This window comes from Bacillus sp. JJ1521 (assembly GCF_036965165.1).
In the GTDB taxonomy this organism is placed as follows: domain Bacteria; phylum Bacillota; class Bacilli; order Bacillales; family Bacillaceae_L; genus Ferdinandcohnia.
The window spans coordinates 1-12,445 of record NZ_JBALOX010000146.1 but is presented as its reverse complement, the minus strand read 5'-3'; the positions used below and the strand labels follow the sequence as shown (position 1 = coordinate 12,445).

Below are 12,445 nucleotides of genomic sequence, written 5' to 3'. Positions count from 1 at the left end.
AGTTTTAGTCAAAAATTGTCGTTTACATGGTATCATAAATACATTAAAAAAACATTTCAATACATTTATGATAAATATTATAATGAAAATACATAAATTTCTGAAAACGATATTGATTGTGGGAGCAAGGAGGCCAAATTATGGAAATCATAATCGGCATAATAGCAGTAGTAGGTGTAGTTGCCATTTTTGGTTTTTATTCGAGAAAAAAGATATATAAAGAAGTTGATAGGCTTGAAGCCTGGAAGATAGATATGATGAATCGACCAGTTACCGATGAAATAGCAAAGGTAAAAGATCTGAATATGACAGGGCAAACGGAGGAATTATTTGAACGCTGGCGTAAACAGTGGGATGAGATTGTAACTGTTTCACTTCCAGATGTCGAGGAATTATTATTTGATGCTGAGGACTTAGCAGATAAATATCGGTTCGGAAAAGCGAAACGGGTACTAGCACAAATTGAAGCTATTTTAAACGATGCTGAAAGCAATATAGCCATTATTTTAGATGAACTTAAGGATTTAGTTGGCAGTGAAGAGAAAAATCGTGTGGAAGTTGATGAATTTAATCAATTATATCGTGAGTTAAAAAAGAATTTACTTGCACACCGACATACTTTCGGTTGTGCAGAAAAACAGCTTGAAACGAATTTAGAAGGTATTTATGGGAAATTCAAGGAATTTGAAGAAGCTACATCCAATGGGAATTATTTTGAAGCAAGAGAAATCGTACTGCTCATTAATGATTCTCTTACCGTTACGAAGGAACAGATGGATGAAATCCCTCATTTGCTACATGAATGCCAAAGCGTGATTCCAAACCAAATAAATGAAGTTGCAGAAGGATACAGCCAAATGGAACAGGAAGGCTATTCTCTTGAACATCATCAAATTGAAAAAGAAATTGAAAGAATGCGAGGGCAACTAACCCACTATACTTCTTTTATTGAAGAGCTTAAACTTGAAGATGCGAAAAAAGGGTTGGATGAAACAAGGGAATCACTTGATACAATCTATGATTTACTTGAAGCGGAAGTAAAGGCAAATCAGTTTGTTAAAAACGAGGTTGAAAAAATAGAACAGGATCTAGAAGACTTGATAGAAGGCAGTAAAAGTACTGATGAAGAAACAGCATTTGTGCAGCAGAGCTATCATGTAAATGATCATGATCTCGAGCGCCACCGAAATATCGTAAAACAAATTAAGCAACTTGTGAAACAATATGTTTCGATTCAAGCAAGGCTTGAGGAGGACCAAATTGCCTATTCTTTAATTAGAAAAGAACTAGAAGAGGTTTATGGTAAGATCCAGGATGTGAAGGACGAGCATTTACAATACTCAGAAATGCTGAAAACTCTTCGCAAGGATGAATTACATGCAAGAGAACAAATTTTGGAAATGAAGAAACAGCTTGCAGATGCAAAGCGCCTTATTTCAAAAAGTAATATCCCAGGGCTTCCGGTTAAATATTCCGAGTTGATGTCTGAAGCAAAATTATCACTAATGCAAGTGATGTCAACGCTTGAGGAAAAACCATTAAATATGAATACGGTGAATCAAGCCCTTCAAAATGCACTTGATTTAATATCACAAACATATAAGAATACAGAAGAAATGATAGAGCAAGTATATCTTGCGGAAAAAGTCATTCAATATGGAAACCGATATCGTAGCCGAAATCCAAAAATAGCAGTAAGTTTACTTGAAGCTGAAAGCTCTTTTAGGAATTTTGAGTATGCTCTTGCATTAGAGCAAGCAGCAACTGCAATTGAAGATGTGGATCCAGGAGCACTAAAGAAGATTGAAGTATTACTTGAAGACGATAATAAATGAACAAAGGACCTCATCGGGGGTCCTTTGCTTTTTTAATTTAACCAATTTTATGGTATGATTTTGATGCAAATAAAGCTTAATAGGGGAAATTAGATGATTTACTTAGATAATAGTGCAACAACAAAACCATTTGATGCTGTCATTGATTCGTATATAAAAGTCGCAACTACTTATTTTGGCAATCCCTCTTCTTTACATGGAATTGGTGGGCAAGCTGAAAAGCTTTTAAGTCAGTCACGTACACAAATTGCATCTCTTTTACATGTAAAACCACAGGAAATTATTTTTACTTCTGGTGGGTCAGAGGGGAATAATTTTGCAATTAAGGGGATTGCTTTACAATATCAAAATCGGGGGAAGCATATTATTACAACATCAATTGAGCATCCTTCTGTAAGTGAAGCCTGCAAGCAATTGACAGACCTTGGATTTGAAATAACCTATCTTCCAGTTAACAGAAATGGTATCATATCGACTGAAGATTTACAAAATGCCATTCGTGAAGATACGATTTTAGTTTCGATTATTCATGTGAATAATGAGGTTGGGACAATCCAACCGATTGAAGAAATAGGCAACCTTTTAGAAAAGTATCCGAAGATTATTTATCATGTTGACCATGTACAAGGAATCGGTAAAACACATTTAGATTTTAATAAGGCAAAACTTGATTTATGTACGATTTCTGGGCATAAGTTTAATGGGTTAAAAGGAACTGGAGTGCTTTTCATACGTCAAGGTGTTCGAATTAAATCTTTAATTGCTGGTGGGGACCAGGAAATGCAAAAAAGGGCAGGTACGGAAAATGTAGCCGGCTTTGTTGCCCTTGCAAAAGCATTAAGGTTAACGACAGAGAAAAGAGACGAAAATATCAAACATCTCACAAGTCTAAAAAAAGCGATTGTTGAAAAATTATTAAAAATGAACGATGTCAAGATTCATACACCTGTTGAAAGTAGCGCTCCACATATTATTAATTTTTCAATCGAAGGGTTAAAGCCTGAAGTATTTGTCCATCTATTGGAGGAAAAAGAAATTTACGTTTCGACTACTTCTGCATGTTCATCAAAAAATAACGAACCGAGTAAAACATTGATTGCAATGGGAGTGTCTGAAGTACAAGCGAATAGCTCCATTCGAATTAGTCTATCCCATCAAAATCAATTAGAAGAAGTTCCAATTTTAATCAGTGCAATTGAAAATTCAATACAGAAATTACAAAGTGTAGTGGGGGAAAGAAATGGAATATGATCACATTTTAATACGATTTGGCGAAATCACAACAAAAGGTCGAAATCGTAATCTGTTCATAAATAAACTTTTAAATACAATTGCAAAGAAACTAACGGAATACAAGGGGCTTAAGTTTGAAAAAACAAGAGACCGAATTTATATAAAGCTTAATGGAGAACCCCATGAAGGAATTGTGGAAGTCCTTAAAAACATAATTGGGATTCAGTCATTTAGTTTAGCTTTAAANNATGGATCACGAAGGAAAATCGTTCAAAATATCAACTAAGCGCTCTGATAAAAATTTCCCGCTTGATTCTAATGAATTAAATTATGACTTAGGAGCGCATATTTTAAAGAATGTTAAGGGAATCTATGTGAATGTGCATACTCCTGATATCAATATGCGTGTAGAGGTTCGGAAGGAAGCAACCTATATTACCTTTAAGGATGAGAAAGGTTTAGGCGGACTTCCAGTCGGATCAAGCGGAAGAGCAATGCTTATGCTTTCTGGAGGCTTTGATAGTCCTGTTGCAGGCTATTTAGCGATGAAAAGGGGATTAACGATTGAAGCTGTGCATTTTCATAGCCCTCCATACACAAGCGAACGTGCACGCCAAAAGGTAATTGACCTTGCCCAGCAGCTTTCTAGTTTTTCCGGAACCATTAAGCTGCATATCGTGCCATTTACTGAGATTCAAACAACGATTGGGATGCAGATTCCGGAAAACTATTCGTTGATTTCAACAAGAAGGATGATGCTTCGAATCACCGACGAAATCAGAAGAAGACAAAATGCTTTAGCTATTGTAACTGGAGAAAGCCTTGGACAAGTGGCAAGTCAAACATTGGAAAGTATGCATGTCATCAACAATGTCACAAATACACCGATTATTCGACCACTTGTAACAGTAGATAAGTTTCATATTATAGATATGGCGAAGCAAATCAATACACATGATATTTCAATTCGACCATTTGAGGACTGCTGTACTATTTTTACACCTGCCTCACCAAAAACTAGGCCAAGACTTGAAAAAGTAACACATTATGAAAGTTTTACTGAATTTGAAAGCTTGATTGAAAAAGCAGTTAATGAGACAGAAGTACTTATATTAGATGGTTCTCAGAAAGAAGAGATTGAAGACTTGTTCTAATAGAAAATAATGTTTTTGTTGTGAACATTTACCAATGGTTTACATGAATTATGCCATGTGATTTTACACATTATATACTCACAAGGAGGTGATATCACATGGCAAACAACAACAGCAATCAACTTCTAGTAGCTGGTGCTCAACAAGCTATCGATCAAATGAAATATGAAATCGCATCTGAGTTTGGTGTAAACCTTGGTGCTGACACAACTTCTCGCGCTAACGGATCTGTTGGTGGAGAAATCACTAAGCGTTTAGTATCATATGCTCAATCGCATATGAACGGCGGTAACTTCTAAAAAATAAATAAATGGCTACAAGGACGGGCTAACGCCCGTCCTTTTTGAATGTTCGATAAAACTTAGAATCAGATATTATAACCAGGTCATAAAAAATTCACAAAACCCCTTCCAAATGGATTATAATGTTTTATATAATTAGATTATAAAAAACGGAGGAGGAATTATCGTGAAAAGAGAAGATTTGCTTGCACCTGCCAAGTATAACCTGGTTCAAGAAATTGAAAAATACGCGAATGACCCTGAAAAAATTGCCCTAAAATGGGAAGATGAGCAGGGGAACAAACAGGAAATTACATACGAGGACCTCTTCAAAAATGTAAATCAAATTGGAAATACGTTTATAAACGACGGCCTAGACAAAGGTGACAAAGTATTGGTCATCATTCCTCGTCTAGTAGAGGCATATATGGTTTATTTAGGCGCATTAAAAGCAGGATTAGTTGTCATTCCAAGCTCTGAAATGCTCCGTACGAAAGATCTTCAATACCGAATCATCCATGGAGATGTTAAAGCGATTATTAGCTACCACCCATATTGTGATCAATTTTTATCCATTGAGAATATTGACCACATTCATAAGTTTGTAATTGGCGGAAAAGTAGATGGTTGGGTTTCTTTAGACGAGAATATGAAAGAACAGTCTGACAAGCTAGATGCAGTAGAAACAAGTAAGGATGATATGGCATTTTTGTCCTATACCTCTGGGACAACCGCGAATCCGAAGGGTGTTGTTCATACACATGGGTGGGCATATGCACATTTAAAAACTGCAGCACCATACTGGTTAAGCATCAGTGAATCTGATACAGTTTGGGCCACAGCAGGTCCTGGTTGGCAAAAATGGATTTGGAGCCCCTTCCTTTCTGTACTAGGAAGTGGTGCAACTGGATTTGTCTATTCTGGCAAATTTGATCCAAATAAATATTTGGAACTACTAAGTTCATATAAAATCAATGTCTTATGTTGTACACCAACTGAATATCGTATCATGGCAAAGGTTGAAAACCTGTCCGAGTACACACTTCCTGATTTACATAGTGCGGTATCAGCTGGTGAGCCTTTAAATCGTGAAGTAATTGATACATTCAAAAGAGAATTTAACGTAGAAGTTCGTGATGGGTATGGACAAACAGAAAATACTTTATTAGTAGGTGTATTAAAAGGAATGACGATAAAACCTGGCTCAATGGGTAAGCCAACACCAGGCAATCATGTTGAAATTGTCGATGAGAATGGAAAGCCTTGTGTGGTGGGTGAAGTAGGTGATATCGGTGTTCATGTAGACACACCGGCCCTATTCAAAGAATATTACAAGGACCCAGAAAGAACAGCCATGCAATACAGAGGGGATTACTATATAACAGGTGATAAGGCAAAAAAAGACGAAGATGGCTATTTCTGGTTTGAAGGACGATCAGATGATATTATCATTAGTTCAGGCTACACAATTGGACCATTTGAGGTTGAAGATGCACTAGTAAAGCATCCATCTGTAAAAGAGTGTGCAGTTGTCGCGAGCCCTGATGAAATTCGTGGGAATATTGTAAAAGCATTTGTTGTATTACGAGAAGGCGTAGCGTCTAATGAGCAGTTAGTCAAGGACCTTCAGGATTTTGTAAAACAAACAACAGCACCATATAAATATCCAAGAAGAATAGAATTTGTAAGTGATCTGCCTAAGACAACATCAGGAAAAATTAGAAGGATTGAGCTTAGACAGGCGGAAACAGCAAAGGCAAAAGCATAACGATTCTGCCGCCGATTAAAAGCATCAATGAAACCATGTTTCATTGGTGCTTTTTCTAATTCAATATTTAAAGAAACATTAATTCAAAACTACAAAAGAAAAATGACATCCCTCCGTTCGATCCAATTTTGCTTTTAATCCACTGTAAATCACTTCGCACTCCTCTACCTTGGAATAATAAAGTTGAGCAAATCTCATACTATTTGCGAGTCTTTGACTAGGAACCTATATTAACCAAAACTGACTAACTGACAATTAAAGAAGGGGGAAAGTGTATGCCTTCTTTCGATGGGCAGAATGTTTCCCGTACTGTACGGAAGCGAACCTAGAGCAACTTTACCGATGGGATGTAAAACGAATCTATGGCGTTGTCGCATTTACTCGTTCTCTATCCAAATCTCTACATACAAAAGGAATAAGAGTTAATGGTGTATGCCCAAGTAATATATGGACCCATTTAATCCCAGCCTCATTTCCGGCAGAACAGGTAGCTAAGTGAGGGGAGAATGCACCGATGAAACGTGCGGGACAACCAATGGAAGTAGCACCGGCATACGTATTTTTGGCCTCAGATGATTATTCCTATATGTCCGGGCAATTTTTGCATATATATGGTGGGGTTGTAATAAACGGATAAACAAATTATCAAGAGAACCGCTGGAATGGTTCGCGGGCAAATAAAATGAATAATAGTCTTTTAAAAGAAAAAATGCTGTGACTTTCATTTCACGACTTGAATAAGATGGGATGATATCTTTGAAAGGAGAATGTTGATGGCCAAGATTAATAATAAGTTTCCGACCTTGTTCGGCCAAAATCAACTAAAAAACGGTTTTGGACCAGTCTATGCCATTCCATCTTTTCCATGGAAACAGCAAGGAACAAATCAAAGCAGTAAACCCGTAACTAAAGACAAGGGTAATCAAAGTGGACATCGAGGCCAGCATAGTGTGGGTCAGGTAATGCCAGCATTATTCGACCAAAATCAACTAATGGGGAACTTTGGTCGACCTAATGCTGAACCTCCATTTCCATGGCATCGTAGTCCAAACCATGGTTATGTGAGCGGACAATGGCAACAATGGAATCATTTCAATTCAGCAAATATGCCTTGGTGGAACTCTCATTCATTTGGAAATCCATTTTATAGGTAATCGTGCAAAAAGTAATTAACGTCCAAGCAAAAATAATAAGAACCCATTTCATGGAGATTAATTGAAATGGGTTCATTATTTACTATACCGTAGTAATTTGTATCAATAAAAATAACACATGTTTGTGTTTCCTATTTTACGACATATTTGTCAAAAATAATTTATCATGTTATTCTTTCTTCCTCTAAATTTCTCCATAGATGATGGGCTTCCCTTGCTATATGTTCCAACAAATCGGGTGATGCTGTTGTAACAGCTGCACATTTTTTTACTAAATCATCTAATTCTAGTTTGAAATTCTCCAAACTTTTGGCTTCTTTTATAATCGTATTCTTAAATTGTGTCAAAACAGGTAGCGTTTCGTTCCTTGGAGTACGTATCATTGTTTGTAGTGCTGTAGCTTGCATAAGTAGTCGTTCAAATTTTTGCATCATCATTGTTACTTGAAAATTTAAATCATAATTTGATATGTCCAAATAGTGTCGTATATAGCCAAGATGGTCCGCCATTTGCCTTAGCCAAAAAACACTTTCATGTATGATTGCATCCGATGGAGAAATTTTGGCACCACTTTCAATTAATTTAAACACCCTTTGAGATTCCTCTGACTCCCGTACCATGTGATCTAAAAGTGATACCGGTGTGGATATAATAACCTCACAATGTAGGGATTTATCCATTGTAAAAGCAAGAAGGCTATGAAATTCACGTGTAGCATGTTGAGCTTCATTTATCAGAGTACCAATATCCCCTTGTTTTTTTGCAGCCTTTTCCCATATCTTTCCCAAACGCTGAATATTATTAAGGTTTGCACGAGCCAATTCCGTTTCGTAATGGCTTATTTCCCGATCGAAAAATCGACCATGGTCATAATCGTTCCGTAACCAAAACGCGATAATCCCATAGGTATCCCTTTCATAGTCATCCGTATACGCCATACCCAACCCCCTCCCCCTCGTAATAGTCCAATAAATGACCCACTTGTAGTAGCCCTATTTTATTTCGAAAGCTAACAAGACAACCAACAATATGAATATATTCAACCATATTTTGTCCTATGTATTATTGGATTTTTATTTTTTAAAGAATTATCCCTAATAAAAAATACACTTTTAACTATTCCCAAATAGTAATAACATACATGGGTGATAATGGGATTGAATATTTCAAAATGGATGGTGATTGTTTTGGATTGGAGCGGCTGGACATTGGATCGTATTATTGTTTTGGCAATGGGCTTATTATTTCAAGTCATTTTTGTACAGGTTACCCTATTTCATTACCGGCAAAATTTTCGTCATTGGTCGATGTGGATTCCAGTACTAGGTACACCACTAACGCTACCATCATTGGTCAGTGCCGTTAGCATACTTGGGCTAATCGTGCTGCATTGGGGGTGGGTTTACACGTCAGAGTATGAAATCCATTATCCTAATTTTAATGTTATGGATGAAGAAGAGCATTGGGACCCACACACATAGAAACCGAGGGTTTACCCGCGGATATACTTTACATGCACATGGGGCACGCCCTGTGGAAATGGCGAAGGGTATTGCAAAGTCCGGAAAGCTTTGGGGTGAGGCATTGCGAAAAACGATGCTGGATTATAACTTTTACAATAGAGTTACCCTTGTTGGTGAAGTCCTGCCAAATCCAAAGAACAGTGTCACACTTACGGAGGAAAAAGATGAATAAGGACTGCCTTTAGCAAATGTTTCATTTTCCTATGGGTCAAATGATAATCTACTAATTGACCATGCAGTAGGTAAAATGAAGGACATTATTCGTGCGGCAGGGGGGACACCTGAATTTGTTACTAATGATAAGGCCCATATGATGGGTGGGTGTCGTATGGGGAATAACCGAGCTGAGTCTGTAACGGATAGCTTTGGGCAAACACATGATATTCCAAACCTATTTATATGTAGTGCAAGTCTATTTGTGACATCTGGTGGCGGTAAACCAACCAATACAATAATGGCACTTGCGGCACGTACCGCGGAACATAGCATTGAACAGTTGAAATACAGTAGTATATCCTAAAATGGTAATGAGCCAATAAGGTTTTGAATTGAAAAGTTTATCTGAAAAACCCCTTCGGATTGATAACCGAAGGGGTTTTTCTATATTTTGATACTCCTTTTTTCATAAGCTATTTGTTAAAATAAAGAATTAAATGAAACAAATAAAATGGGAGGGATTTGTTTTATATGGGGACTTTATGGACTAGTGGACAAATCTATACAATGGAGCGAGAAAACGAGACTGTTGAAGCAGTTTTTGTGGAGGATGGTATCGTTATTGCTACAGGATCGAAGCAAAAGATTGAAAATCAATATAAAAATAGAATAACTAAGGTTGTCAACTTACAAGGGGATATCATGTTTCCAGGGTTTGTCGACAGCCATATGCACCTCATTGGTCATGGCGAAAAATTGATGAAGCTAGATTTTTCGGAAATGACATCATCTCAGGAAATTTTAGATGCAATACAAGAATACGTAAAAGACAAGCCAGCGGGTGAATGGATAATAGGAGAAGGGTGGAACGAGAATCAGCTTCCTGACCGAAAGATTTTTCACAGATTTGAACTAGACGAACTCTCACCAAATAATCCACTAATGCTAAAAAGAATTTGCCGGCATGCCGTGGTCGTCAATACAAAGGCACTTGAATTAGCTGGTATCTCGGATGAGACGACTAACCCTGAAGGTGGGGTAATTGTGAGGGATACAAATGGATATGCTACAGGGTATTTACTTGACCAAGCCCAGGAGCTTGTTAAAACTGTTATTCCAGTGGTAACAGAAGAATACATTCAGAACGCCCTTCGTTTATCCATCAAAGATTGCTTGCACAAAGGTCTTGTTGGTGGACATACAGAGGATTTGAATTATTATGGAGGTTTTGAGCGTACATTTCAAGGGTTTCAGGAAATCATCAATGTAGAAGGTATAAAATTCAGGACAAATCTATTAGTTCACCATGAAGCTGTCGATGATATGCATCGTCTAGGCTATTCCTTTGGAGCAGGTGGAGAATTTTTTGAATTTGGAGCGATGAAGATTTTTGCTGATGGTTCTCTTGGAGGGAGGACCGCATTACTAAGTCATCCATATCATGATTCACCTAAAGACTTCGGTGTAGCAATTCATTCATTAGAAGAGTTGCAAAAACTTGTTCAAAAGGCTAGGCGGTATAAGATGCCCGTTGCCGTACATGCGATAGGTGACCTAGCCTTTGAATACGTGTTAGATGCGATTGAAAAATTTCCACCCTTACAAAATCAACGAGATCGCCTGATTCATGCTCAAATTTTACGGGAAGAGTTAATCGAACGTGCGAAACACTTACCGGTTATTCTCGATATCCAGCCTAGATTTGTCGTTTCGGATTTTCCTTGGGTGGTCGAAAGAATTGGTGAAATGAAGATGGAATATTGTTATGCATGGAAGACATTATTACGTGTTGGCTTTCATTGCGCAGGAGGGTCTGATGCACCAATTGAGTCAAATGACCCCCTTCTTGGAATTCATGCAGCGGTTACTAGAAAGAAGCCGGGCGGAGAAGAAATTTACATGCCCGAGCAAAGAATCTCAGTATATGAGGCTGTACAGTTATTTACAACGGGAAGTGCCTATGCAATTGGGAAAGAGGATTGTATGGGGAAAATTACACCAGGATTTAAAGCTGATTTTACCGTTCTCGATAAAGATATTTTTCATATTCAAGAAGATGAAATTCTTAACACTAATGTAACGATGACAGTCGTTGATGACACCATCATGTATGAACGATAACAAAAAGACCAAGCTGCTGCTTGGTCTAAACCATTTCTTATAAAAATGTTCTTTTTACCTTTTCCCAGAAAGAATTGTCCTTTAATTTCACAGTTTTAATTCGTTTTTCACTTAACCGAATATCAATTTGTTTTACATTGCGGATGCTTAGAGCTTCATTATCCGCCCCGATTGTAGGGAAGTCGTTTCCATCCTGAACATCTCGCAATGTTAATTTTCGTGTGCCACTTAAAATAAACGGTGAATCTAGAGTTCGATATTGGTTTGTATTTAATGAAGCTAGTTCTGTGACTTGCATACAAGGAAGCAATGGGTCAACGACAGCGCCTCTAACCGATTTATTGTAAGCTGTACTTCCTGTTGGCGTCGAAATGATCATCCCATCGCCGCGGAAGGTTTCAAAATGTAAATCATCAATATAGACTTCTAAGTCCAAGGTTTTTATGATTGCTGAACGTATGGAGCATTCATTTAAACAGTAAAATGATGGGTTGTTATCCACCTTTACCTCAATAATTGGATAACGGCGAACCTCCATTTTTTTATTTAACATTGCCTCAACCATTTTTTCTGTTTCCTCTGCATGGAAATCACAATAAAGGTTTAAGGTGCCGGTTGTTGAGATCCCGACATATAGGCAGTCCTGGCGGAAATTTGTTTTACGAACAGCTTGTAGGAAAGCCCCATCTCCTCCAATACTGACAATGATGTTTGCTTTTTCAGCATCCTCGACAACTGTAAATTGATGCTCTTTAGCAATCTGATTTAGTTTTTCAACATATTCAATTAGTTTGTCTTCTTTTCTATAAAAGAAATAGAGATTACGACGTTCCATATAAATACCCTCCCAAGATTGATTATTAAAAATATACATGGTTAAAGCTATTATGTATCTTTAAAATAAGTTTATCATTTAAATGAAACTATTTTCGATTTGATTCGTATTTATTTTTGAACACTTCTTGAATAGTATGTATCCATCAATGTAGGAGGAAAATGAAATGAATGGGAAACGGTGGGCAGCATTAGGAATTGCTGCAGTCATATTTATATTTTCAATCTTTTTTAATTTCGCAACAAATTTAGCCTCGAAAAACTTTAGTAGTTTTTCAGAAGAATTTCTAGCGACTTCAAATGAAGAATTTCTAGAGAATGTTTTAATCGAAGGGAAAGGAACGGATAAGATTCTCGTTTTATCTGTTAATGGAGTCATTCAAGAT

The 12,445-nt window shown here is 37.2% G+C and carries 9 protein-coding genes and 4 pseudogenes; 11 read left to right on the top strand and 2 right to left on the bottom strand.

Features of this window, described 5'->3' with window-relative positions; genetic code table 11:
- Positions 1 to 140 precede the first annotated feature (140 nt).
- The 7 genes and pseudogenes from ezrA to V7147_RS18735 all read left to right on the top strand — a co-directional run bounded on the left by ezrA (position 141) and on the right by V7147_RS18735 (position 7,425).
- A complete protein-coding gene (gene ezrA, locus V7147_RS18765) occupies positions 141 to 1,835 on the top strand; it encodes a septation ring formation regulator EzrA (protein ID WP_335369356.1) in 1,695 nt (564 codons plus the stop codon).
- A 93-nt stretch (positions 1,836 to 1,928) separates the two neighbouring features.
- Positions 1,929 to 3,086, top strand: coding sequence for a cysteine desulfurase family protein (locus V7147_RS18760; protein ID WP_335369355.1), 1,158 nt, complete (start codon positions 1,929 to 1,931; stop codon positions 3,084 to 3,086).
- A pseudogene (gene thiI / locus V7147_RS18755) lies at positions 3,076 to 4,222 on the top strand (tRNA uracil 4-sulfurtransferase ThiI). Before V7147_RS18760 ends, thiI begins: the two are co-directional and overlap by 11 nt.
- A gap of 98 nt (positions 4,223 to 4,320) precedes the next feature.
- Positions 4,321 to 4,521 (top strand): alpha/beta-type small acid-soluble spore protein, encoded by a 201-nt coding sequence (locus V7147_RS18750; protein WP_335369354.1) that lies wholly within the window; start codon positions 4,321 to 4,323, stop codon positions 4,519 to 4,521.
- A 169-nt stretch (positions 4,522 to 4,690) separates the two neighbouring features.
- Positions 4,691 to 6,271: an acyl-CoA synthetase MbcS gene (mbcS, locus tag V7147_RS18745; protein WP_335369353.1), complete on the top strand. Its 1,581-nt coding sequence runs from the start codon at positions 4,691 to 4,693 to the stop codon at positions 6,269 to 6,271.
- Positions 6,272 to 6,638: 367 nt separating this feature from the next.
- A pseudogene (locus V7147_RS18740) lies at positions 6,639 to 6,908 on the top strand (SDR family oxidoreductase); the annotation flags it as partial.
- A gap of 136 nt (positions 6,909 to 7,044) precedes the next feature.
- Entirely contained in the window at positions 7,045 to 7,425 is a 381-nt protein-coding gene (locus tag V7147_RS18735) for a hypothetical protein (protein WP_335369352.1), read from the top strand.
- A 164-nt stretch (positions 7,426 to 7,589) separates the two neighbouring features.
- Here the strand turns inward: V7147_RS18735 and V7147_RS18730 are convergent, their stop codons facing one another.
- Positions 7,590 to 8,363 carry a DUF2935 domain-containing protein gene (locus tag V7147_RS18730; protein ID WP_335369351.1) on the bottom strand — a complete coding sequence of 258 codons (774 nt, stop codon included), beginning with the start codon at positions 8,361 to 8,363 and terminating at the stop codon, positions 7,590 to 7,592.
- Positions 8,364 to 8,582: 219 nt separating this feature from the next.
- On the opposite strand from V7147_RS18730, the gene V7147_RS18725 reads away from it, so the two are divergent.
- From V7147_RS18725 to V7147_RS18715, 3 genes and pseudogenes are all read left to right on the top strand, one after another.
- Entirely contained in the window at positions 8,583 to 8,906 is a 324-nt protein-coding gene (locus V7147_RS18725) for a hypothetical protein (protein ID WP_335369350.1), read from the top strand.
- Positions 8,899 to 9,468: pseudogene (locus V7147_RS18720) on the top strand (GMC oxidoreductase); the annotation flags it as partial. The gene V7147_RS18725 and the pseudogene V7147_RS18720, both read left to right, overlap by 8 nt.
- Before the next feature lie 167 nt (positions 9,469 to 9,635).
- Complete coding sequence (locus V7147_RS18715; RefSeq protein ID WP_335369349.1) at positions 9,636 to 11,225, top strand: amidohydrolase; 1,590 nt, start codon at positions 9,636 to 9,638, stop codon at positions 11,223 to 11,225.
- A gap of 37 nt (positions 11,226 to 11,262) precedes the next feature.
- On the opposite strand, the gene V7147_RS18710 is transcribed toward V7147_RS18715, so the two are convergent.
- On the bottom strand, positions 11,263 to 12,060 hold the full coding sequence (locus V7147_RS18710; protein WP_438824611.1) for an NAD kinase: 798 nt from the start codon (positions 12,058 to 12,060) through the stop codon (positions 11,263 to 11,265).
- 166 nt (positions 12,061 to 12,226) lie between these two features.
- Here V7147_RS18710 and V7147_RS18705 point away from each other — a divergent pair.
- A pseudogene (locus tag V7147_RS18705) lies at positions 12,227 to 12,445 on the top strand (signal peptide peptidase SppA); the annotation flags it as partial.